The organism is Chryseobacterium sp. 2987, assembly GCF_031456375.1.
In the GTDB taxonomy this organism is placed as follows: Bacteria; Bacteroidota; Bacteroidia; order Flavobacteriales; family Weeksellaceae; genus Chryseobacterium; species Chryseobacterium vaccae.
On sequence record NZ_JAVDUN010000001.1, the window covers coordinates 839,427 to 861,839 of the forward strand.

Below are 22,413 nucleotides of genomic sequence, written 5' to 3' on the forward strand. Positions count from 1 at the left end.
ATTATGTTAAAAGTTTTTATAGACAAACCGGTTATTGCTACAGTAGTTTCCATTATGCTGGTCATTTTGGGAGCCGTAGGTCTCATGGATCTTCCCATTCAACAATTTCCGGACATTGCACCTCCTGTCGTTCAGGTTTCCGCAAACTATCCCGGCGCCAATGCCGAAACAATGGTTCGTGCCGTTGCACCCGCTCTCGAAGAATCAATCAATGGAGTTGAAAACATGACTTACATGAGTTCAACATCCAGCAATGACGGAACACTCACCATATCGGTCTATTTTAAATTAGGCACAGACCCCGATCAGGCTGCGGTGAATGTTCAAAATCGTGTTTCATCTGCAACGGGATTGTTGCCGACCGAAGTGGTTCAGGCAGGTATAACCACGCAAAAAGTTCAAAATTCACTGGTCATGGCAATCAATCTAATGAGTGAAAATCCAAAACTATATGATGCAACATATTTAACAAATTATGCTCAAATAAACGTAATTCCAGAGATAAAACGTATACAAGGAGTTGGACAGGTAAGATTTTTAGGAAGCAATAAAGATTACTCCATGCGTATTTGGCTAAATCCGGCACAGATGACCGCATATAGTATTACTCCTAACGAGGTCATGGCAGCTGTCAAAAGTAAGAACCAAGAGGCGGCACCAGGAAGATTAGGACAATCAAGTAACCGATCTTTTGAGTATGTTCTTAAGTATTCAGGAAAATATACCAAACCTGAAGAATATGGAAACATGATCATTAGATCTAACTCAGATGGAACTATCTTGAAATTGAGAGATGTCGCCAAAGTTGAATTGGGAAGTTATACTTACAATTCTTTGAACACAGTACATGACAAACAAAGTATTTTGTTTGAGGTAGTTCAATTGCCGGGGTCAAATTCAAGGGAAATACAAACCAAAGTAGGTGAATATCTAAAAAAAGCTGAGAAAGATTTTCCACCCGGAATCAAGCAGCAAATTCTGTACAACACCAAAGATATGTTGGATCAATCCATTGAACAGGTTCAACAAACTTTACTGGAAGCCTTTATCCTTGTATTTATTGTCGTTTACATATTCTTACAGGATTTCCGATCCACATTGATTCCCGCCATTGCTGTACCCGTAGCAATTATCGGAACATTCTTTTTCATGTCGATTTTCGGATTTTCAATAAATCTTCTAACCTTATTTGCACTTGTTCTTGCTATCGGAATCGTTGTGGATGATGCAATCGTTGTGGTGGAAGCCGTTCATTCAAAACTTGAACATAAAAACATCACACCGAGAAAAGCTACCATGTCCGCTATGCACGAAATAACCGGCGCAATCATCTCCATTACTCTTGTAATGGCTGCGGTTTTTCTACCTGTTGGATTTATGGACGGTTCAGCCGGGGTCTTTTATCGTCAATTTGCCTTTACTCTGGCAATAGCTATTTCTATTTCTGCTGTAAATGCATTGACCTTGAGTCCCGCTTTGTGTGCTTTGCTTTTGAAAGATGTCAATCATGACCATCACGAAAAGCCGAAAAATTTCAAACAACGATTTTTCTTCGCATTTAACAAAGGTTTTGAAAGCGTAACCCTGCGATATGTGGGAAGCGTGAAGAAAATGATAAAGTTCAAATGGATAAGCCTTGGAGCACTTGTGGTAATCATGCTTATAACAGGAATACTAATAAGAAAAACTCCCACAGGATTTATTCCTTCTGAGGATTTGGGCTTTATTGCCATCTCAGTAAATCTTCCTCCAGGTTCATCAATGAAGAGAACGCAGGCAGTTCTTGATGAAGCTGCTGACAAAGTTAGAGATATGCCTGCAAAGTTTGCTTTCAACCAGGTAGCGGGATTTAACATATTGACAAGTTCTACAAGTCCATCTTCGGGTGTTGCATTTTTCAGGATGAAGAAAGACGGAGAACGCGGTGATATGAATGACGTATCCGCAAATATTGCAGAACTTCAGAAACGTATGAATACGATCAAAGGTGCGCAATGTTTTGTCTTTTCATTCCCGACAGTACCGGGATTCAGTAATGTAGATGCACTGGATATAGTTCTTGAAGATAAAGCAGGCGGAAAACTTGATAAATTCGGAGGTATTGCAAATCGTTTTATTGCAGAACTGATGAAAAGACCTGAAATCGCAGTGGCTTTTACAACATTTCGCGCGGATTATCCGCAGTTTGAAATGATATTGGATCATGAAAAAATCGAACAGCTCGGTATTGATGAAAAAGATGTCTTAAGCAGTATGCAGGCATATTTTGGAAGTGCTCAGGTATCAGATTTCAACCGATTTGGTAAATATTATCGGGTGATGATCCAGGCGGAAAAAGAAGAACGCGCCGACCTTGCTTCAATGAATGAAATTTATGTCAAAAATAAAACAGGAAGTATGGTACCCGTTAATACAATAGTGAGTTTAAAAAGGGTGTTTGGCCCTGAAGTCATTACCCGGTACAATCTTTACAACTCTATTGGGGTAAATGCCGTGCCGAAACCAGGCTACAGTTCAGGAGATGCAATTCAGGCTATTAGGGAAGTCGCAGAAAAAGAATTACCTACAGGTTATTCTTTTGAATTTTCCGGAATGACAAGAGAGGAAATTTTATCCGGTGGACAATCTGTGTTAATATTTGCATTATCGCTTTTGTTTGTTTATTTCTTGTTATGCGCTCAATACAACAGTTACATCCTGCCTTTGGCCGTTGTTCTGTCGGTACCTACCGGTATAATCGGAGTTTTTGCGGCAATACGTCTGGCAGGGATTGACAACAATATTTATATTCAGGTTGCTTTGATTATGCTGATCGGATTACTTGCTAAAAATGCAATTCTGATCGTGGAGTTTGCATCCCAACGAAGAAATGCTGGACACTCACTGGTAGAATCCGCACTGGAAGCTGCCAAACTGAGAATACGTCCAATTATTATGACGTCGATTGCATTTGTTGCCGGTATTGCGCCGATGATGAGAGCAACAGGACCTTCTGCAATGGGTAACCACTCCATCAGCATAGGTGCCGCTGGAGGAATGATTGGCGGAGTTGTGTTAGGACTGTTTTTTATTCCTGTTTTGTTTATCGTTTTTCAGGCTCTGCATGAAAAGGTATCAGGAAAGCCTAAAAATATAACTGCAGAACCGGTCTTACAATAGATTGAAACTTTAATCAAATTCATCTTAAAGAAATGAAAAAATACTTTAAAATAACTGTCACAGCAAATATCCTTTTAATTATTATCGGTTGTACAGTCTCCAAGGACTTGAAAACACCTGCACCCGAACTGCCTTCGACATTTCGTAATGTGTTGACTGAGGATACAATGTCGATCGCTTCTGTTCCCTGGAAAGAATTTTACAAAGATCAAATACTTCAGAAGTTAATTGACAGTACAATTATCAGAAATTATGATATGCAAATCGCACTTAAAAACGTAGAAGAATCTCAATTAAGATTGAAACAATCAGAATGGAATAATGTACCGGTTGTAGGGCTGAATATTACATCTTCAATAACCAATCCTTCGAATAGCAGTCTGAATGGAATGTCAACTTCACAGTTTCTTGGAACCAATCATCTGGAAGATTATACTACAGGAGTTAGTTTGTCTTGGGAAGCAGATATATGGGGTAAGATCCGTAGCAAAAACAAAGTTGCTCTTGCTTCGTATCTGTTAACCAATGAAGCACGTAAGGCAATACAGACTGAATTAATTGCAAATGTAACTCAGGGCTATTATAATTTGATAATGCTAGATGAACAATTGAAAATTGCGCAAAGAAACATCTTACTGAATGAGAGTACTGTTAAGATGATGAATTTACAATTTGAGTCGGGTAAGGTTACCTCACTTGCTGTAGAGCAGGCTGAAGCCCAACTTTTGGCAACACAAAAATTGATTCCGGAATTGGAACAGTATATTATTGAGCAGGAAAATGCTCTACGCATTTTAAGTGGTGACCTCCCTGCTACCATTAACCGCAGTAACTTGTCGGCACAAGTGATACTTCCTGAAACATTATCCGCTGGTTTACCTTCTACATTAGTGAGGCTTAGACCCGATATTAAAAGTAGGGAATACGAACTTCTATTGTCGAACGCCAAAGTAGGTATAAGTAAAGCTGAATTGTATCCGTCATTAAGAATAACAGCAAGTGGCGGGGTAAATTCTCTAAAGGTGAGCGAATGGTTTAATATTCCTGCGGCACTCTTCGGTATCGTTGGTGCAAGTGTTGTGCAGCCTCTTTTACAACATAAAGAACTGAGCACTCAATATAAAGTGGATCTGGTAGAACGTGAAAAGTCAGTCCTGAAATTTAGGCAATCGGTTGTGAATGCTGTGGGTGAAGTTTCAGATGCGCTGGTCAAAATTGAAAAATTAAAATCACAAGAAACAATTGCTGAAAAAAGACTGAATAAGCTTCAACAAGCTATAACAAGAGCAAATGATTTGTTCAATAATGGAATGGCTACATATCTGGAAGTTATTATTGCGCAAGGGAATGTCCTGCAAAGCGAACTGGATTTGGCACTGATAAGAAGATCGGAACTGAATGCAATATCCGAACTTTATCGAAGTCTCGGAGGAGGGGTAAATTGATCATTGCATTGAGTATTGAATACGTAACTATTCTCACATAGACACAAGCAACTGGTAGCAGCAATATTCTTTCATTAAAAAAAAATGAATTTATTCAACCCTTGCTCAGTTTTATTTTTAAAAATTAGTGAACAAAAAAATGATAAATAAAATTAAAATTTAAACATTATGAAAATAGCAATTAATGGTTTTGGCCGAATAGGAAGAATGACTCTAAAAGCTCTTCAAAATCATCCCGAGGTAGAAATAGTGGCAATAAATGATTTGACTGATGTGAAAACATTGGCTCATTTATTAAAATACGATACAGCTCATGGACTTTTTCCGTCGCAAATATCAACTGATGACAATAGTATATTTATCAACGGCAAGAAGATCATAATAACCAACGAAAAAAATCCTATCGATCTTCCTTGGAAAGAGTTAGGGATAGATGTGGTAGTTGAATCCACTGGACGCTTTACTAACAAAAAAATGGCACATTCACATATTGAGGCTGGAGCAAAAAAAGTTCTTATAACAGCTCCGGCGTCAGGTGGAGTTGAAACGATTGTTCATGGTGTCAATAATCCACCTGTCTATACTGATCAAATTTATTCTACCGCATCTTGTACCACTGGATGCATTGCGCCTATACTTTATGTCCTTGATAAGGAATTTGGAGTGGAATCTGGTTTTATGGCCACTGTTCATGCTTTTACTGCAGATCAAAACTTGCAAGATGCACCTCACAGTGATCTTCGTCGTGCCAGAGCTGCGTCCTATTCAATTATTCCCACAACAACAGGTGCAGCGAAGGCTATCGGAGATGTTTTGCCTAATTTAAAGGGTAAGCTGGATGGCTTCTCGTACCGCGTTCCGGTTATTGATGTTTCCATAGTAGATCTGTCAATAAATCTGAGCAAAGAGATATCTACTGAAATGATTAATGATCTTTTTAAGCATTATGCCGGAAATTCATTAAATGGTATTATGGAATATACTGAAGTACCTTTTGTGTCGGCAGACATTCTAGGTAACAAACACTCTTCCGTTGTCGATGGCAGCATGACCAAGACAATTGGTAAAATGGTCAAAGTGGTTGCCTGGTATGACAATGAAGTTGGTATCTCCAACAGAATAGCCGAATTGGTTTCTTTGATATAAGTTAGGTATTGTTGGAGAGTACCTATTGGCGATTCAGAAGATATTTTGGTTACAATTTCCAGATCTAGAAATTTTATTTCAAAAAAATGAATATTGTATTCAAACATAAATGTCTAATAGAAAAAAACATTTGCCATGTTACTATGGCAGATGCTTTTTCGCTATATTATTTAAAAATGAAAAATCGTCCCTTATGATAACTAAATGACGATTTTTATAATTTTTGCGATTGATAATAATTTGCTTTCAGAAATAAAAATTAACTGTATTAATCACCTTATAATTTTATTTATCTCTGGTTACCATATTATGAAATTACTTATTCTATTGACTTTAGGAATTCAATTAGTTTTTTTGCCTGATGTTTTGCTTTTAGTATAATTTCTTCTTTGGTGAACCCCGAATTTACGGATGTCTCGTGAAAATAGATTGGATCAATGTAATTCATTTGGGTATAATAGGCAGTTTGTTCAATGTTTTTGCAAAATTCGTGAACCTTAAAATGATGTTCTCCTAAAGCTTTGTAATCTTTTTCTGGGGCTCCGACTGTAAAGCTAGGAATGAAATTTTTACCTTTCAATTTGTCTCCCGTACTACCATAAGCAAAACCATACTCTAAAACAACATCAAACCATTGTTTTAAGATAGCAGGCATATTATACCAATAAATGGGATACTGAAAAATAATATTCTTGTGTTTTAAAATAGATTCCTGTTCAATTTTCGCATCGATATTGTAGTCTGGATATAATGACGCAATGTTTCTGATTTCTACATTGATGTCGCTTGCTATAAGCTCCTCTACAATTGCTTTATTCGCTAATGATTTTTCAAAATTTGGGTGCGCTAGAATGAGTAATGCCATAAGAATTTTTATTGATTTTGTAAACTATAATAATTATAGTTACAAAATTATTTTTAGTTTTATAGATTTGCAATAACTATCAATTTAGATAGCTTTCGATTTTATGAATTATGAAGAAAGAATATTTAGGAAAACACGTTGTAGTAGGTAAAAAAATTTACCCTTGTTCCGTAAGTTTGGCAATGGATTTAGTTGGAGGAAAATGGAAAACAGTAATTCTTTACCATTTAAAAGATGAAGGGAAACGTTTTAGTGAAATTCGTAAGGAATTATTTTCTGTCACGGAAATGACTTTAAGTATTCAACTGAAACAATTGGAAAAAGATGGTTTGGTTTCAAGAAAAGTATATGGGGAAAAACCACCAATGAAAGTTGTCTATAGTTTGACCAATTTTGGTAAGTCATTTATCCCTGTATTAGAGGCAATCACTATTTGGGGAGATGAAATTGTAGCAGAAAAGGGTAAATTTGTGCCCGCTGTTACAGAGCAAGCTTAAATTTTCATATCAATCATTACCATTTTTTGGATAAGTTGTAATTTGAGAGTAAATTCTTTCTCATAAGCAGGATTTCAATTACAGATTTTAGCCAAAATAGCAATCACCATAAATAGTGGCGTTGTGAAAATTCTAAAAAATTTGTTACTTTGCTCAACCCGTTATATATGAAAAAATCAGAAGCAACCCGGCAGAATATTCTTCAAAAAGCATTTGAAGTCATTTACATGCACGGTTATCAGACAACAAGTGTAGATGAAATTATTGCCACAACACAGGTTACAAAAGGCGCTTTTTATTATCATTTCAAAACTAAGGACGATATGGGTCTAGCAATTATCAATGAGTTGATGATACCTGGTTTCAAAAAGACTTTTCTTGATCCTTTTAATGTGGACGAAAATCCATTAGATACCATTTATAATTTACTACATTTTCTGTTGATGGAAAGTGAAGATCTAAAGGTTGAATATGGTTGCCCGGCATCAAATTTCGCACAGGAAATGGCTCCATGGAATATTGAATTCACAAAGGCCCTAAACACGCTTTCTCTAGAGTGGAAAAAAACAATTATCAATTCCATAGAAAAAGGGAAAGACAAAGGTTATATAAATAGATCAGTCAATGGGGACGAAGTTGCGGTTTTTATACTTTCGGGTTATTGGGGAGTGAGAAACCTTGGAAAAATTAAGAATTCAAAATCAGTTTACATTACTTTTTTGAATGCGGTTAAAACCTATTTTCTTAGCCTAAAATAAAATTTTTATCAAAAAACATTCTAACTAGTATGTTTTTGTGTTATCTTTGCGTCATTGAAATTTTAAACAATGTATCAGACGCTTATATTTCTACACTCCATACTTCGATGGTTGGTTTTGCTAAGTTTATTATATTCTATTTTTAGAGCTTACAAGGGCTACTTTAGTTCGGGAGAATTTTTAAAAAGTGATAATGCGGTAAGACACTGGACAGCTACAATTGCTCATATTCAATTGGTTTTGGGAATTATACTATATTCTCAAAGTCCAATCATTAAATACTTTTGGAATAATTTTGATGAAGCAAAAGAATCATCGGATGTATTATTTTTCGGAATGATCCATATTTCCCTGATGTTGCTTTCAATCATTTTGATTACGATCGGATCTTCAGTTTCAAAAAGAAAAACAACAGATCGAGAGAAGTTTAAAACAATATTGATTTACTTTATTATTGCTTTACTCATTATTTTCATAGCCATTCCATGGCCATTTTCACCATTTGCCAGCAGACCCTATTTGAGATAATTATGATAAATCTATTAAAAACAAAAGTCGGACGTTTGAGAATTATTGCTATTCTTGAAGGAATCTCATTATTAACATTGATTTTTATTGCAGTGCCTTTAAAATATGGATTTGATAATCCGAGTCTTGTCAAGATGATGGGACCGATTCACGGTTCGCTATTCTTATTATTCTTGTTTAATACTTTAAGTGTTGGTGTTGAACAAAATTGGAAATTTAAAGAGATTACATGGAAAGTATTGATTGCGTGTATGATCCCATTTGGAACCTTTTACGTAGACAAAAAGATTTTAAGCAAACTGTGATCAGTCGTCTGATTTTTTTTTATAGAGTCAATAATTTAAAGCTTTATACCATCTTCTGAAAAATCTTAACAAAAGATTTAGCTATAATCAAAGAGATGAGTTACAGTTCAAAATTTGGTAAGCAAGAAAAAGATGAGTTCTTTTTTAACTTTTAATAATTTGAGATGATTGAATATTGTTTTCATTGTGGACTTGATATTGAAAAGGAAAGAATTCCTTTTGATGAAAAAATTTTTTGCTGTAACGGTTGCAGATCGGTTTACGAAATTTTGAACAGCAATAATTTGACAAATTTTTATGAACTAAATACCCGGGCCGGAATACGACCAAACGACGAGAATTCTTCTCAGTTTGATTACCTTGATTCTCCTAGTATTTTTGCAACTATTACGGATTTTTCAGAAGGTTCTACAAGTTTGGTGACCTTTAAAATTCCTGTAATTCATTGTTCATCTTGTATTTGGCTCCTGGAAAGTCTTCAGATGTTAAATAAGAATATAAAATATTCACAGGTGAATTTTACAAGAAAAACTTTGAAGATTTCATTTAATCATCAAGATTTAAAATTAAGTGAATTGGCAAAATTTTTAACTAACCTGGGCTACAAACCCTCCATAAGTTTGGAAACTGCTGACAAAAATGAAGATCACTTAGATAAATCTTTGCTTGTCAAATTGGCAATTGCCGGTTTTGGTTTTGGTAACGGAATGTTTCTCGCATTTCCGGAATATATTGGGGGTAATGATGTTTGGATGGAAAATTATAAAGGCTTATTCAGGTTTTTGATGTTTATTTTAGCTTTACCAGTTGTGTTTTATTCGGCTTCAGATTATTATAAATCTGCCTGGTATGGCTTAAAAAATAAGATAGTCAATATTGACGTACCGATAGTTCTTGGAATTTTTGTCTTGTTTGGCAGAAGTGTTTATGAGGTTTTGACTGATTATGGCGCAGGATATTTTGACACGTTATGCGGGTTATTATTCTTTATGCTTATGGGAAAAATGTTCCAGAAGAGAACCTATAGCTCATTGTCCTACGATAGGGATTATAAGTCATTCTACCCAATTGCTGTTACAAAAGTAGACTTTGGAGGGATACAGGAGAATATTTTACTTTCTGAAGTTAAAGTAGGGGATAGGATCTTGGTCCGAAACCAAGAGATAATACCTGTTGATGCCGTTCTTATCAATGGTGAGGGTAATATAGACAACAGTTTCATAACAGGAGAAAGTGAAAGCATCAGCAAGCAACCTGGTGATAAAATTTATGCCGGAGGGAAGCAGATCGGTTCATCTTTAGAGTTGGAGGTAATTAAGAATGTAGACCAGAGCTATCTTACCCAACTTTGGAACAAAGAGGCTTTTAAAAAGCATGAAACAGGATTGGACACTCTAATCAACGAAATCAGCAAATATTTCACTTTCATTATTGTAGGTATCGCAATCATTGCCGGAATTTATTGGTACTTCATCGATTTGGAAAAAATGTATCAAGTAGTTTCTGCAATTTTAATTATTGCATGTCCGTGTGCCCTAGCACTTTCATCACCATTTACATTTGGACATGTTATGAGGATCTTGGGTAGAAATAAATTTTATGTAAAAGATACTTTGACAATTGAAAAAATAGCGAAACTGGATACTATTGTTTTTGATAAAACAGGAACTATTACTGAAAGGAAAAAGTCGAATATCAAATTTGAAGGAGACATGCAAGAGTTTGATTTATTTAATGTGAAGACCTTACTGAAAAATTCAAACCATCCTCTTTCAAAATCTCTTTATGAATTTATTAAATGTAATGATGGTTATTTTCCTGTCGAAAATTTTGTTGAAATTTCAGGAAAGGGTTACGAGGGGAATGTTCGCGGAAATTTATATAAGATCGGTTCTGCAAAACATATCGGGCAAGAATCAAAAAATCTTGAAACGGCGGTCTATATAAGTAAAAACGAAAAGTTTTTGGGGAAGTTTATATTTAAAAATGAATATCGTGAAAACCTTAAAACCTTGTTTGCGAGATTAAACTTTTATAAAATATTTATTTTAAGCGGAGATAATTCTTCTGAAGAAATACAGCTGAAAGCAATCATTCCAAATGTTACCTCTATGGCATTCAATCAAAGTCCTGAGGATAAACTCAATTATATTCAAAAACTTCAGAACGCCGGAATGAAAGTTGGCATGCTCGGAGATGGATTAAATGACGCAGGAGCTTTGAAGCAAAGTAATGTTGGGATTGCTATATCTGATGATACGAATAATTTTACACCATCTTCTGATGTGATTATGAAGGGTGACAGAGTTTACAGACTTGACGATTATTTTAATGTCTGCAAAGGGTCGATTACCATCGTGAAAATGACATTCGGCATCAGTATTCTTTATAATATTCTTGGATTAAGTTTTGCTGTTACCGGAAACATTTCACCATTGTTTGCCGCTATCCTAATGCCAATGAGTTCCATTACAGTCATTTCATTTACAACTCTTTCGACCTGGATTTTGGGTCGCAGATATTTTAATAAAATGAAAAAAAAATATAGAGATAATGATTTTATTAATACCGACTTTATCTCTGCAACTTCCGCTACCGCTATCCCACAATAAAAACCAACGGAATTAGTATTGCAAAATTTCTTAAAAATTTAAATTTGTCACAATATGGAGATTCTATATTTAATGATCTTATGCAGCGTATCTTTAGCTGTTGTTTTCCTAATAATATTTATTGTTTATGCTAGAAGAGGCCAGTTTGAAGATGATGAATCTCCGGCGGTACGTATACTTTTTGACGACGAAATGAAAGAGTAGATGATCTTTCAGTGAGGATATATTGAATTTGTGTAAACAAAGCATTAACATTGGAGTTTACGACATGAAAGGAAAATTAGTCAACTCTTATCAAATATATTTTAAAGGTTCTTTTAAATTACAGTTTAAATTTTAAATTATGAAAAATTTCACTTGGGGACACGGTATTGTTTTAGCCCTTGCCTCTTTTATTATATTTATTTTATCAATGCTATTCTTGTTTCCGAACGGGCAAAAAAACTCCGAATTGGTAACTGAATATTATTATGAAGAGGAACTTCAGTACCAGAACGTTATTGATGCTAAAAAAAGAGCAGACAATCTCGCAGAAAAACCGGTTTATTCTCAGTCAGCAGACGGAATTACTCTGAAATTTCCTCAGGATATTAACAATACAAATTCTACCTTCAGTTTTGTTTTAAACAGAGTAGAAGACCAGAATTTAGACATCAAAAAGGCGATAAAATTAGATGGTAATCAGTCATTCACTATTCCTAAAGAGGTTTTAAAAGCCGGAGGTTATACTTTAAGACTGAGCTGGGCAAAAAATAAAGCCGACTACCGAATAGACTATGATGTGATATGGAAATAGCATTGATCATATCTGAAATTGTTTAGGCTTTGCATCCGGCTTTCACTGTGTTGGAATATTAGGTTCTTATTCATTATAAAAAGTTTATTTCAATAAGCAGTTTTGCAATAGATTATGTTATTTTTTACCAATTGTTAATTGCTGAGCATCAATTGATTTGGAACTTTGTAAAAAGAATTAGAAAATGAGTAATAAAAAAGTATTATTAACAGGTGTTACAGGATTCTTAGGTTCTCACACAACTATTCAACTTTTGAATAAAGGCTTTAATGTAATTGGAACATTGAGAAGCAAGGATCGAATTAGTTCTATTAAAGAAACAATAGGAAAATACTCGACGAACATCAACAATCTAACTTTTGCAGAGGCCGACTTAAGTGATGAAGAAATCTGGCTTGATCTTACAAAAGATGTAGATTATGTACTGCACATTGCTTCACCTTTTCTTCGCGAGCTTCCTAAGCACGAAAATGATCTGATCGAGCCAGCTAAAAAGGGTACGTTAAATATTTTGAAAGCCGCTACTGCTAACAGTGTAAAAAGAGTAGTTATGGTTTCTGCATTGGGCACCATAACCTATGGTAAAACAAAAGAGGAATTGAGTGCTGTCTTTGATGAAGATGATTGGACAGATGAATCAAATCTTAAAGATACGACAGCTTATTATAGAAGCAAAACTATTGCTGAAAAAGCGGCATGGGATTATCTTGATGAAAAAGAATCGAAATTAGAATTCACTACTATTTGTCCGGCTGCTATTTTAGGACCCGTAATAGATAATGATTATGGCACATCTGCAAATATTATCATAGGCCTTCTTAATGGAAGTCTTCCGGCGTTGCCTAAAATTGAGTTCGATATTGTAGATGTTCGATCTGTGGCTGATCTATTAGTAAAAGCTATGGAGATGCCACAGGCTGCAAATAATCGATACATTGCATCTGCAGGGCATTACAATTATAAAGAAATCGCACAAATCCTAAAACAGGAATATCCTGAAAGAACAATACCCACTTTTGTACTTCCTGATTTTATTACAAAAATATTTTCTATTTTTCAACCACTATTGAAACCTGTGTTACTTGAAAATGTAAAACGAAAAATTGACTCTAGCAAAGCTGGAATAGAGTTACACTGGGAGCCGCTATCTGCTAAAGAAGCCATACTCTCGTGTGCTAAAAGTGTATTGGAGAATAAAATTGTAGTTTAAATGGAAAAATTAGTAATAGCATTATCATTTGGCGGTCTTCTTTCTGAAAAAGATATTAAAATTGTTGCCGATTCTTTTCGAATAAAAAAATTAAAATCGGAAGAATATTTTCAAGAATCTGGAAATACGGCCGATAAACTAGTATTTATAGAGAGGGGAATCTTAAGGGTTTTCTGTACGGATGAAAAAGGTAATGACGTAACAAAATATTTCATTAGAGAAAACCAGTTCTTTGCAGATATGATCAGTTATTATTCTGCACAACCTGCTACCGATTCTATTGAATCCGTCATATCATCAGAAATATGTTGGATCTATTTCACAGATTTTGAAAAATTACTGCGTGAAATTCCAAATCTCGTTATTTTTTTCAAAAGTGTTTCAGAATCTACACTCTTGAATAAATTGCGAGACAATGATTTTTTAAACTTTGGAAGTGCAAAAACCAAATATCTTGAATTTGTCAAGCGCTATCCTGAATTAAGTTTGCAAGTTCCTCAGCAACACATCGCCTCCTATCTGAAAATTACTCCACAATCATTAAGTAGAATCAGAAAGGAAATTTTTAGATAATATGGTACAATGCAAAAAAGATATGGCTGTGAATAATGTATAAACATTTGTCAGTAAAACCATAATGTTGAATAGTCTTTGTGTTTAAAATAGCGCATTTGGCTAGGAAGTAAAATTTATCTTTAAAAGATTTTTATTATAAATAATTGTATGCTTGATATATGTAATACAAATATAAAGGCTGTCTTTTTTGATGTTGACGGTACATTAATAAGTTTAAAAACCAGAACAATTCCCGAGTCTGCTCAAAAGGCAATAGAAAGACTTCGCAAAAAAGGAATTAAAGTCATTGTGGCAACAGGCCGCTCTATAAATGATCTCGGACATATAAAAAATATTGAATTCGACGGCTTTCTAACATATAATGGAGCTCTTTGTATAACAACTGACGGTCATGTAATGCATAGACAGTCTATCGACTCTAATGATATCAAAAATTTGGTTCATTATTCAGAAAGGTCAGCGCTTACGTTTACATTGATGTACGAAGATAAAGTGAAAATAAGTGCAGTGAGTCCGCAAGTTGTTGAATTGTATACTCATCTAAATCTACCGGTGCCACCTTTGTACGATAAAGATGATCTAGATATAGAAAATGTTTTGCAAGTCAGCATTTTTATAGACCCTGAGAATGAAGAATCTTTTATGCAGAAAGTGATGCCAAATTCACTGTCGTCAAGATGGACACCTTTGTTTGCACATGTTAATCCAGGTGGCGTAAGTAAGCAAAAAGGGATACAATATTTTTGCGAACATTTTAATATTGATGTATCTGAAACAATGGCTTTCGGCGATGGTGGAAATGATATTTCTATGCTAAAATTTGTGAACATAGGTGTGGCGATGGGAAATGCTGGAGAAAATGTTAAAAAAGTAGCTGATTTTGTTACCGAAGAAGTTGATAATAATGGAGTAGAAGCTGCATTATTACATTATGGTCTTTTAAGCTAAATATGGCAATTAATTTTTATATAGAAAGGTGAATTTATTGTTATGTACTGTAAGCTAGTATAGTAAAATTTTAAATAAACTATACGGTTTCATTTTTTGATAATCATTTTCTTTTTAAAAAGTTCTTCGAGTTCCGCAATCTCCTTCGTGTAAAAAGTTTTTTTTCTTGTCCCGAAGTACAATGTATTTTCTAGAGGATTGTTACCCTCCCAGATCAATTTGATTTTATTTTCATTAATTGCTTCATAGCAAAGAAAATCAGGAACTACCGAAAATCCTTTACTATTACTTAACCCTCGTATTATTGAACAAATATTCGGAACAATAAAATTAGGGTTAAAATCGGGCAATCCATTAAAATGTTTTAACCAGAAATGTTTTAGATGTTCCATATCGGCTGCAGTACTATACCATAATTGTTTTTTCAAAAACTCTGTGGCTTCTTTATAATTCCCGTTAGCAAATAGTTCTTTAAGATTGTCAGTCTCTGTTTCGCTTCCAGCAATAAGAACAATTCTTTCTTTTGAGAATGCCTTATATTGAAGATTAGGGAGAGTAGAAGGCTGATGCGTTACGACCAAATCAACAATACCATTATCAAGATCATGTTCCATCTGGCGGTAATCTCCAAACTTTATAATTAAATTGAAAGGTAATTGATCCATATTTTCTTCAAGCGTAAACTGAAAAGTTTCAAAACACATTCCTACAGATAGGGTAAACCTCTCATCCAAAGACCTTTTATGGAAATGCTTTTCTCCAACATCTAATTTTTCCAGCGGATCCAATATAAAATTATAAAGTATTTTTCCTTTTTCTGTGGGAACCATTTTCTTGACAGCCCTATCAAAAAGCTTGTATCCTATAAAGTTTTCTAAAGAAGACAAGTGTAAGCTTGCTCCAGGTTGAGATATGAAAAGCAGCTGAGCAGCGGCAGATAAGGTTCCTGTTTCATATACTGCTTTGAAAGTTCGCAGCCATTCCAGATTCCATTTCATTGTAATTGATTTTGAATATAAATTTAACTGATTTACTGGATATTATATTTTTTGATGTATATCAAACATATACACAGTCCAATTAATGTCATTCCTGCACCAACTAATGAAGGGTAAGAATATGACAGACCAAATAATAGAGGAATTCCTCCTAAGTATGCGCCTAATGCATTAGAAATATTAAATGCTGCTTGCATAAATGATGACGATATCATCTCTGAACCCGGTGCCTCTTTAAACATTAAAAGATTAGCGGGAGATATTAATGAAAATGAAAGCGCACCACAAAGAAATGTAAAGACGTAGCTTATAAATTTATAATGAGAGAAAAAGAAAATAATTATAAGTATTATTGATGTTACTATTAAAATTGTAATTGCTGCTTTGGCCGCACCAATTTTGTCACAAAGATATCCTCCCAACAAATTCCCTGTTACCATTCCTGCTCCCGCTAATATCATTACGTACGGAACATTATCAATACTGATTTGAGATACTTCAGTTGTCAATGGAGAAATGTAGCTAAGCCAAGCAAACAGTCCACCGAATCCTGTTGCTGTAATAAAAATTACGTACCAAATTTGAGATTTTTTTAATATTAATAGTTCACTTTTAGAACTACCTGAATCATTCTTTGAGCCAATATTTGGCAATAATAATATTATAAGGGTAGAGGATATAATTCCAATAATACTAACGATTGCAAACGCCCAGTTCCATCGAAATACGTGCCCAATATATGTCATTAAAGGTACCATTGCAAGATTTGCTAAAGTTAATCCTGAAAACACCATTGATATATAACGCGCTTGCTTTCCTTTCTTAGCTAAGCCTGAGGCTACTACAGTACTGATTCCAAAAAAAGCACCATGTGGCAACCCAGACAAAAAACGTGAAATAAGCATCAGAGAGTAAGTATTTGCAACAGCTGATAATCCATTAAATACAGCAAAAAGTAACATTATTGTAAATAAAACTTTCTTTGGAGGATATTTAATAGTTAACAAAATGATTATTGGTGCACCAATTACCACTCCCATCGCATAGGCAGATATAAAATGTCCTGCCTCAGGAATAGTGATTTTTAAAGCTTTAGCAATGTAAGGAAGTAGTCCCATTATCGCAAACTCAGTTGTTCCGATCCCCAATCCTCCCACAGCAAGAGGTAGTATTCTCTTGTCAAAAAATTTATTGTTCATAAACTTAAATAGATTTCTATATTGAGTTTGCAAATTTCAATGAGAATTACCTATTATACAAATTATTTAAATGTCGGTTATGTATTAGAATTATAATAGGTAGAATATATTTGAGCAATAATTTGGTTGAAAGTCATACCAAAGTTTTAATAGAATGGAAGCCAGCTCGTACAACAAAATGGTAAAGGTAATGCGGAACACTTTTTTAAAATAAAAATCGGTCATTTGGACTAAACTTAGCACCTAAGTTCATATTTATTGGTTATGCATTACCGTAAAATTGTCTCCTAAAGGCTTCGGGTGTCATATTTGTATATTTTTTTAAGAATTTTATAAAATAAGAGGTGTCAAAAAAATTAAGCTCCATCGCTATATTAGCTATTGAAAGTTCATAATTTATCAATAATCTCTTGGCTTCCAATAATATTCTTTTCCTAATTATTTCTCCAGCCGGCATATTAAATTGCTCTTTGCATAAAAAGTTAAGATGATTTGAAGTTATGTATAACAAGGGTGCATAATCACGTGGTAAACGTAAATCTTTAAAATTATCTTCAATAAGATCGAGAAATTGCTTCAATAAAATATAACTATGATTATTTCTGAGTGCTCCTAATCTTTCTTCAGGTAATTCTCTGCTAACAAGAATAAACAACTGAATCATTTTTGAGGCAATCATTAATGGTGTGAATTGAGTTATATTGGCTAATTCCTGAAGAATATTCTCGAAAATTTCTATAATTTTTGTCCTCTGCGCCGTTTTAATTTCCAGCATTTGAATACTTGAAAAAACGTCAAAAAATGTAAACTGATCGAGAATACATGAGCTCAGAGATAATTGATTAAAAAAAATATCGGAAAAATTTATTACAAAACCACTTGATGCAGAAGAGTTTTATGAATTTCCAAAAGACCTTTTGGAATACAAGGAAAACTTTCTGAGTAGGGAGAAGCTGATTTACTTAAAAATTTACTTCTTAAGAATACTCCTTCGGAGCAGCGTACTCAGAAAATGTATGATAAAATGGTTTTAACGCCACGTCTTACCGCTTGGTATGGTGACCCTAATTCCTATGATCTGGAAGGAAGTGTATCTGGCGCTAACCCTTGGACACCTGAACTGTATGCTTTAAAAGAAAAAATAGAAAAAGAATTTGGATATCGATTCAATGGTGCTTTGCTAAATCTTTACCGGAATAATAATGATTCAGTTGCGTGGCATAGAGATAAAGAAAGCCGATATGGAAAACGACCGGTTATTGCCTCGATCACTATAGGGGAAACACGAAATTTTGATTTCAGAAAAAAAGATCATCATCAAAGCAAATACAGCTTACCGCTTCCTCACGGCTCACTCCTCATCATGAAGGGTGATTTACAGGAAAACTGGGAACATCGAATTGCTAAGTCTAATATTCCGATGAAAGAGCGCATTAACCTGACATTTAGGTTAATTAATGAGTTATGATATAGAATTGGATTTTTTTCATACACTTAAAGATAAAGAGTAAAAGAATTGTGTACTAATAAAGCTAGCAATTCCCAGCAAATATTAATATAAAGAATGCAATTATAAATTTGATTAGTACATTTCAAATATATAATTGCATTCTTTTAATTTTCGAAGGATTATAACATTTAAAATCCGAAAATTTTAAATATAAGTAAGTAATTAGAACTATTTTTCCTTTTCAAGATTATTTTATTTTAATTGAAAATTGATTAATTGGTAAGCGAACTTTTTTTGCCGATGATAGATAATCATTTGCAGCATCCCTGTAGCCCAGAGAAACGATAACCGATGCATGAAGGTTCTTTTCCGATAATCCTAAAACTTCGTCAAATAATTTTGGATCAAAGCCTTCCATCGGTGTTGCATCCACTTTGAGTTCTGCGGCAGCTATCAATGCTGTGCCTACACCGATATAAGCCTGTTTACTAGACCAGATGGCGTTTTGTTCCTGAGTTTGGGTGGAGAAATGGCTTATAACAGCTTCTTTCAATATATTAAGTTCTCCTTTTTCCAATCCGCGCTCTCGCTCCATCATTTCAATATATTCTGTAATATAGTCGTTTGTAATATTATTAAATGCAGCAAATACTAATAGATGAGAGGAAGCATGGATCTGTTCATTGAATGAGCCTTCAGACAATCTTTGTCTCACTTCAGGATTGGTTATAACAAACAAACGATAAGGCTGGATCCCACAGGAAGATGCACTGAGATTGATGGCTTCAATAATCTTGTCAATTTTGTCTTCGCTGATTATTTCCTCTGAATATTTTTTGGTAGCATAACGCCATTTTAAATTGTTGATCAGTTCCATTTTGATATTATATATTTAGATGGACAAAGTTATAATTTCATTGTGTACCTTTGTAACCAAGTGACAAAAAGTTATAGTGACAGCCGAGTAACCAAGTGAATGGTATGAAACAAGAATTTGATTTAATAAAAGATTGCAGCCAAAAAATATTGGCGATTAATGATACAATGGAAATTTTAAATGGAAGGTGGAAAATGTCCATTATTGCTTGTCTATGCTACAAACCAATGCGGTATTCCGAACTTCTGAAAGAGGTTAAAGGAATTTCTGGCAAGATGCTCAGTCGTGAGCTGAAGGATTTGGAAATTAATGAATTAATTGAACGCCATGTGTTATCTACAACACCTGTAGCTGTAGAATATGAAATTACCGAATATGGCAAATCACTTAAAGAATTGACCAGTGTAATAGCAGACTGGGGTCTTAATCACAGACAGCGTATTATTTCCGGAATAAAGAAATTAGGTTAAACTTTAAGAATTATTTATTGCCTTACTCCCCCCAATCAAAAAGAAGGCTTACAGGCCTTCTTTGAAAATTTAAATTTAAAATATATAAAAAGTATTTCAGTGACAAATTGGGATTTTATCATTTCATAAATCATTCATTTAGCGGCAGGAAATAATTTTCACATGAAAAATAGAAAATATAGCCAGAATCAGCTCGCTATTTCATCCTGTTCCTCTGCATCAGGCTTCTCCAATTGGTCTGCAAATAAAGATGATACAATTCTTTCAGCTGCTGTATCACAGAAATCGAGGCCTGAATAATCAGGATTTAGACCGCCGATCAGAGGCACTGCCATAATGTAGAGTCCGCTGATAATTTCACCGTATGAATTCATAGCCTGGAAATAATCATTGATTTCCAATCCTGGGATCCGTAAATAGTAATTATCGTTGTAACCTTTGTAAACTTGTCGGTTTCCCTCCGATAACAATGCAGCTGCATTTTCATTATCCTTAAAGCTTAAATAGGCTTGACTTAATAAGTTATCTTTTTTGATGCCTTCAAAAGGAAAATCTTCATAGTTAATAGGTTGCTGTCCGATGGCATCAATAAAGATGGAATAATGTTTTTCTAATATTTGCTGATTTTCGGAGGTATAATGATAAACTGCTCCGGATTCTTCATGCGGAACAACTTTGCTGTCTTTATCCACCTGGATCAGATCAATCAATCCTGCTTCGTATAGTGATATAATCTCTCTGTACGAAGATTGAGGAAGTGATGCAATGATTACGGAGATCAACGGCATCATGCTTTTTCTCAACCGCAGCATATCTTCGGCAGAAAAGTGTTTGGCAGGATAATTCATCGCATAGCTGAAGTCGGCAAGCATTTCTTTCCAGCTTATCGGCTGCTGGCGGTCAATGGATTTTTCTGCCTCCCTGTATTCTGCTTTAAAAAGATCGAAGCTGTCAACTTCTTTTCTTAACTCCAGCATGTGTTCTGCAAAATCTTCGATGTTGAGATTCTTTATCTTCTCATAGAAGTCAGGATCTTTTTCTTTCAAAGGTTGCTTAAAATTGAGATCAAATACATAGTCAAGATCAACAAAACCACCGTGGCAGCTTTTATAATCATAAATATCTTTCATGGACATCAGCCAGGAACTCGAGTAGGCTTCTCCATCCGAGTGAAACCGCAGTGCGGGCAGAAAACCTCCTGTTGAAAATAAGGTGATCTTAAAGTTTTCAGATCCCTCATGAAGTTCATAGGTGAGTTTCCCGTCTTCATGGCTTACATAAGTTCCGTTAAGCCTTGCCAGTGTTTTCACGGCATCGACTGCAGTAAGTGAGGTGCCCCTGATTGCAACATGACCATTGAGTTCCGCTGTAAATTTGGATGGAGGATAGGGGGAATCGAACCATCCCTTCACCTGTTCTTCATATTTCTTCGGCCATGAATGCCCTGTGCAGAGAATAACGATGTCTACGTAAAAAAGATCTTCAGAATTTGTTGATATTGTATATTGATTATCATTATTAAACGCTATATCATCCACCGTACAATTTGTCTTTATAACTACAGTACAGCCTTCTTTTCGGACAGTTTTGATATACCAATGAAATAAAAATTCAAGATAGTTGCCCAAGACCAACCTTGGAATCACTTGATTAACGTTAAAGACGCCGTTGGAATAAAAATCCGGAAATTCATGGGGCGGATGCTTGGTGATATAGTCTTCAAAGTTGATTTCAAAATCAGGAAGTTCTGAGGCAGAAATATTCGCCACATGTTCTTTATTAGAGCCATTCTTTCCGTAAGGCATCCCAACGCCCAGCCTGTCATTTTTTTCGAAAATGGTGATAGTATTCGGATACTGTTTATTTTCAACGATATGTTTCAGTATCATCAATGCTGCGGGTCCGCCTCCGATCAATGCGATAGATTGAGAGTATATATGTTGCATTCAGTTCAATTTACCTTTATAAATTCAAAATATATTCCAGAAAGTCAAGAGTATGATGCTTCAGAAGAATTTTAAAGTTATGGTGAAATCATACAAGGTTTTGAGAGTCTGGATTTACCTATTCTCTCCTCACTATATTAGGCATAATTTATGCAAGACCAGTAATAACATCAAAAAATAAAACTTATGAAAAATTTACTTTGGTTAGTCGCTGTTATATGTATAATAGCTTGGGTATTAGGAATGGCTGGTGTGATTCCAGGAATGGATACAGGGGGATTAATCCATACGCTTTTGGTTATTGCCATCATCGTTGTACTGTATAATATTATTTCGGGCAGAAAACCACTCGATTAGATTGATCTAAGAGATTAACTAAACATTTGTAATGTTATTAGAGTCATAATTACTGTCTGACTTTTATGAAATAAAAATATCAAAAGCGGAAACTCCTGCTTTTGATATTTTGTTTAAAGAGATTAATTAATCACTGTAAAATAAATTTTATTAAAACAGCCGGGTATTAATTCTTTTGGTAAAGAATTTGATTTTGCTGAACCATAAAAATTATAATTATGAGCTTTGATATTTCCTTTTTTGATTTTAAAAATCTCTCATTACAAGATCA

General features: G+C 34.5%; 22 protein-coding genes. 16 read left to right on the top strand and 6 right to left on the bottom strand.

Annotated features, from left to right (window positions below; translation table 11 throughout):
- The first annotated feature begins 3 nt into the window (after positions 1–3).
- The 3 genes from J2Y40_RS03820 to gap all read left to right on the top strand — a co-directional run bounded on the left by J2Y40_RS03820 (position 4) and on the right by gap (position 5,750).
- Positions 4–3,159 (top strand): efflux RND transporter permease subunit, encoded by a 3,156-nt coding sequence (locus J2Y40_RS03820; RefSeq protein WP_309997138.1) that lies wholly within the window; start codon positions 4–6, stop codon positions 3,157–3,159.
- A gap of 32 nt (positions 3,160–3,191) precedes the next feature.
- Complete coding sequence (locus J2Y40_RS03825) at positions 3,192–4,604, top strand: TolC family protein (RefSeq protein WP_309997140.1); 1,413 nt, start codon at positions 3,192–3,194, stop codon at positions 4,602–4,604.
- Positions 4,605–4,772: 168 nt separating this feature from the next.
- Positions 4,773–5,750, top strand: coding sequence for a type I glyceraldehyde-3-phosphate dehydrogenase (gap, locus tag J2Y40_RS03830; RefSeq protein ID WP_273648898.1), 978 nt, complete (start codon positions 4,773–4,775; stop codon positions 5,748–5,750).
- Between the two features lie 319 nt (positions 5,751–6,069).
- On the opposite strand, the gene J2Y40_RS03835 is transcribed toward gap, so the two are convergent.
- Complete coding sequence (locus tag J2Y40_RS03835; RefSeq protein ID WP_309997141.1) at positions 6,070–6,615, bottom strand: NAD(P)H-dependent oxidoreductase; 546 nt, start codon at positions 6,613–6,615, stop codon at positions 6,070–6,072.
- Between the two features lie 110 nt (positions 6,616–6,725).
- On the opposite strand from J2Y40_RS03835, the gene J2Y40_RS03840 reads away from it, so the two are divergent.
- The 10 genes from J2Y40_RS03840 to J2Y40_RS03885 all read left to right on the top strand — a co-directional run bounded on the left by J2Y40_RS03840 (position 6,726) and on the right by J2Y40_RS03885 (position 14,845).
- Complete coding sequence (locus J2Y40_RS03840) at positions 6,726–7,112, top strand: helix-turn-helix domain-containing protein (RefSeq protein ID WP_309997142.1); 387 nt, start codon at positions 6,726–6,728, stop codon at positions 7,110–7,112.
- A 167-nt stretch (positions 7,113–7,279) separates the two neighbouring features.
- A complete protein-coding gene (locus tag J2Y40_RS03845; RefSeq protein ID WP_309997144.1) occupies positions 7,280–7,870 on the top strand; it encodes a TetR/AcrR family transcriptional regulator in 591 nt (196 codons plus the stop codon).
- A gap of 69 nt (positions 7,871–7,939) precedes the next feature.
- Positions 7,940–8,398, top strand: a complete 459-nt coding sequence (locus tag J2Y40_RS03850) for a hypothetical protein (protein WP_309997147.1) — start codon at positions 7,940–7,942, stop codon at positions 8,396–8,398.
- A 2-nt stretch (positions 8,399–8,400) separates the two neighbouring features.
- Positions 8,401–8,703, top strand: a complete 303-nt coding sequence (locus J2Y40_RS03855; RefSeq protein ID WP_309997149.1) for a DUF3817 domain-containing protein — start codon at positions 8,401–8,403, stop codon at positions 8,701–8,703.
- Between the two features lie 164 nt (positions 8,704–8,867).
- Positions 8,868–11,315 (top strand): heavy metal translocating P-type ATPase metal-binding domain-containing protein, encoded by a 2,448-nt coding sequence (locus tag J2Y40_RS03860; protein ID WP_309997152.1) that lies wholly within the window; start codon positions 8,868–8,870, stop codon positions 11,313–11,315.
- 54 nt (positions 11,316–11,369) lie between these two features.
- Complete coding sequence (gene ccoS / locus J2Y40_RS03865; protein ID WP_273648886.1) at positions 11,370–11,519, top strand: cbb3-type cytochrome oxidase assembly protein CcoS; 150 nt, start codon at positions 11,370–11,372, stop codon at positions 11,517–11,519.
- 139 nt (positions 11,520–11,658) lie between these two features.
- Entirely contained in the window at positions 11,659–12,111 is a 453-nt protein-coding gene (locus J2Y40_RS03870) for a FixH family protein (RefSeq protein WP_309997154.1), read from the top strand.
- 184 nt (positions 12,112–12,295) lie between these two features.
- Positions 12,296–13,321 (top strand): aldehyde reductase, encoded by a 1,026-nt coding sequence (locus tag J2Y40_RS03875; protein ID WP_309997156.1) that lies wholly within the window; start codon positions 12,296–12,298, stop codon positions 13,319–13,321.
- Complete coding sequence (locus J2Y40_RS03880) at positions 13,322–13,894, top strand: Crp/Fnr family transcriptional regulator (RefSeq protein ID WP_309997158.1); 573 nt, start codon at positions 13,322–13,324, stop codon at positions 13,892–13,894.
- Positions 13,895–14,044: 150 nt separating this feature from the next.
- Positions 14,045–14,845 carry a Cof-type HAD-IIB family hydrolase gene (locus tag J2Y40_RS03885; RefSeq protein ID WP_309997160.1) on the top strand — a complete coding sequence of 267 codons (801 nt, stop codon included), beginning with the start codon at positions 14,045–14,047 and terminating at the stop codon, positions 14,843–14,845.
- 89 nt (positions 14,846–14,934) lie between these two features.
- Here the strand turns inward: J2Y40_RS03885 and J2Y40_RS03890 are convergent, their stop codons facing one another.
- From J2Y40_RS03890 to J2Y40_RS03900, 3 genes are all read right to left on the bottom strand, one after another.
- Entirely contained in the window at positions 14,935–15,843 is a 909-nt protein-coding gene (locus J2Y40_RS03890) for a LysR family transcriptional regulator (protein WP_309997161.1), read from the bottom strand.
- A 32-nt stretch (positions 15,844–15,875) separates the two neighbouring features.
- Positions 15,876–17,042 (bottom strand): MFS transporter, encoded by a 1,167-nt coding sequence (locus tag J2Y40_RS03895; RefSeq protein WP_309997164.1) that lies wholly within the window; start codon positions 17,040–17,042, stop codon positions 15,876–15,878.
- Between the two features lie 262 nt (positions 17,043–17,304).
- The gene (locus tag J2Y40_RS03900) at positions 17,305–17,817 is read right to left on the bottom strand and encodes an AraC family transcriptional regulator (RefSeq protein WP_309997166.1); all 513 of its coding nucleotides are present in this window, start codon (positions 17,815–17,817) and stop codon (positions 17,305–17,307) included.
- A gap of 237 nt (positions 17,818–18,054) precedes the next feature.
- Here J2Y40_RS03900 and J2Y40_RS03905 point away from each other — a divergent pair, with 237 nt between their 5' ends.
- Positions 18,055–18,510, top strand: coding sequence for an alpha-ketoglutarate-dependent dioxygenase AlkB (locus tag J2Y40_RS03905; protein WP_309997168.1), 456 nt, complete (start codon positions 18,055–18,057; stop codon positions 18,508–18,510).
- Positions 18,511–18,739: 229 nt separating this feature from the next.
- Here J2Y40_RS03905 and J2Y40_RS03910 read toward each other — a convergent pair whose 3' ends face one another.
- On the bottom strand, positions 18,740–19,369 hold the full coding sequence (locus J2Y40_RS03910; RefSeq protein ID WP_309997171.1) for a nitroreductase family protein: 630 nt from the start codon (positions 19,367–19,369) through the stop codon (positions 18,740–18,742).
- Positions 19,370–19,473: 104 nt separating this feature from the next.
- Here J2Y40_RS03910 and J2Y40_RS03915 point away from each other — a divergent pair, with 104 nt between their 5' ends.
- Positions 19,474–19,839, top strand: a complete 366-nt coding sequence (locus J2Y40_RS03915) for a helix-turn-helix domain-containing protein (protein WP_232706046.1) — start codon at positions 19,474–19,476, stop codon at positions 19,837–19,839.
- Positions 19,840–20,027: 188 nt separating this feature from the next.
- On the opposite strand, the gene J2Y40_RS03920 is transcribed toward J2Y40_RS03915, so the two are convergent.
- Positions 20,028–21,785 carry an FAD/NAD(P)-binding protein gene (locus J2Y40_RS03920; RefSeq protein ID WP_309997174.1) on the bottom strand — a complete coding sequence of 586 codons (1,758 nt, stop codon included), beginning with the start codon at positions 21,783–21,785 and terminating at the stop codon, positions 20,028–20,030.
- A gap of 186 nt (positions 21,786–21,971) precedes the next feature.
- Between J2Y40_RS03920 and J2Y40_RS03925 the strand changes: the two genes are divergently transcribed.
- Positions 21,972–22,142, top strand: coding sequence for a lmo0937 family membrane protein (locus tag J2Y40_RS03925; RefSeq protein ID WP_232706048.1), 171 nt, complete (start codon positions 21,972–21,974; stop codon positions 22,140–22,142).
- Positions 22,143–22,413: the final 271 nt, after the last annotated feature.

Excerpts from the sequence above, each read along its gene's own strand:
- J2Y40_RS03820 (WP_309997138.1), top strand. The coding sequence starts at position 4 with ATGTTAAAAGTTTTTATAGACAAACCGGTTATTGCTACAGTAGTTTCC.
- J2Y40_RS03825 (WP_309997140.1), top strand. The coding sequence starts at position 3,192 with ATGAAAAAATACTTTAAAATAACTGTCACAGCAAATATCCTTTTAATT.
- gap (WP_273648898.1), top strand. The coding sequence starts at position 4,773 with ATGAAAATAGCAATTAATGGTTTTGGCCGAATAGGAAGAATGACTCTA.
- J2Y40_RS03835 (WP_309997141.1), bottom strand. The coding sequence starts at position 6,615 with ATGGCATTACTCATTCTAGCGCACCCAAATTTTGAAAAATCATTAGCG.
- J2Y40_RS03840 (WP_309997142.1), top strand. The coding sequence starts at position 6,726 with ATGAAGAAAGAATATTTAGGAAAACACGTTGTAGTAGGTAAAAAAATT.
- J2Y40_RS03845 (WP_309997144.1), top strand. The coding sequence starts at position 7,280 with ATGAAAAAATCAGAAGCAACCCGGCAGAATATTCTTCAAAAAGCATTT.
- J2Y40_RS03850 (WP_309997147.1), top strand. The coding sequence starts at position 7,940 with ATGTATCAGACGCTTATATTTCTACACTCCATACTTCGATGGTTGGTT.
- J2Y40_RS03855 (WP_309997149.1), top strand. The coding sequence starts at position 8,401 with ATGATAAATCTATTAAAAACAAAAGTCGGACGTTTGAGAATTATTGCT.
- J2Y40_RS03860 (WP_309997152.1), top strand. The coding sequence starts at position 8,868 with ATGATTGAATATTGTTTTCATTGTGGACTTGATATTGAAAAGGAAAGA.
- ccoS (WP_273648886.1), top strand. The coding sequence starts at position 11,370 with ATGGAGATTCTATATTTAATGATCTTATGCAGCGTATCTTTAGCTGTT.
- J2Y40_RS03870 (WP_309997154.1), top strand. The coding sequence starts at position 11,659 with ATGAAAAATTTCACTTGGGGACACGGTATTGTTTTAGCCCTTGCCTCT.
- J2Y40_RS03875 (WP_309997156.1), top strand. The coding sequence starts at position 12,296 with ATGAGTAATAAAAAAGTATTATTAACAGGTGTTACAGGATTCTTAGGT.
- J2Y40_RS03880 (WP_309997158.1), top strand. The coding sequence starts at position 13,322 with ATGGAAAAATTAGTAATAGCATTATCATTTGGCGGTCTTCTTTCTGAA.
- J2Y40_RS03885 (WP_309997160.1), top strand. The coding sequence starts at position 14,045 with ATGCTTGATATATGTAATACAAATATAAAGGCTGTCTTTTTTGATGTT.
- J2Y40_RS03890 (WP_309997161.1), bottom strand. The coding sequence starts at position 15,843 with ATGAAATGGAATCTGGAATGGCTGCGAACTTTCAAAGCAGTATATGAA.
- J2Y40_RS03895 (WP_309997164.1), bottom strand. The coding sequence starts at position 17,042 with ATGAACAATAAATTTTTTGACAAGAGAATACTACCTCTTGCTGTGGGA.
- J2Y40_RS03900 (WP_309997166.1), bottom strand. The coding sequence starts at position 17,817 with ATGCTGGAAATTAAAACGGCGCAGAGGACAAAAATTATAGAAATTTTC.
- J2Y40_RS03905 (WP_309997168.1), top strand. The coding sequence starts at position 18,055 with ATGTATGATAAAATGGTTTTAACGCCACGTCTTACCGCTTGGTATGGT.
- J2Y40_RS03910 (WP_309997171.1), bottom strand. The coding sequence starts at position 19,369 with ATGGAACTGATCAACAATTTAAAATGGCGTTATGCTACCAAAAAATAT.
- J2Y40_RS03915 (WP_232706046.1), top strand. The coding sequence starts at position 19,474 with ATGAAACAAGAATTTGATTTAATAAAAGATTGCAGCCAAAAAATATTG.
- J2Y40_RS03920 (WP_309997174.1), bottom strand. The coding sequence starts at position 21,785 with ATGCAACATATATACTCTCAATCTATCGCATTGATCGGAGGCGGACCC.
- J2Y40_RS03925 (WP_232706048.1), top strand. The coding sequence starts at position 21,972 with ATGAAAAATTTACTTTGGTTAGTCGCTGTTATATGTATAATAGCTTGG.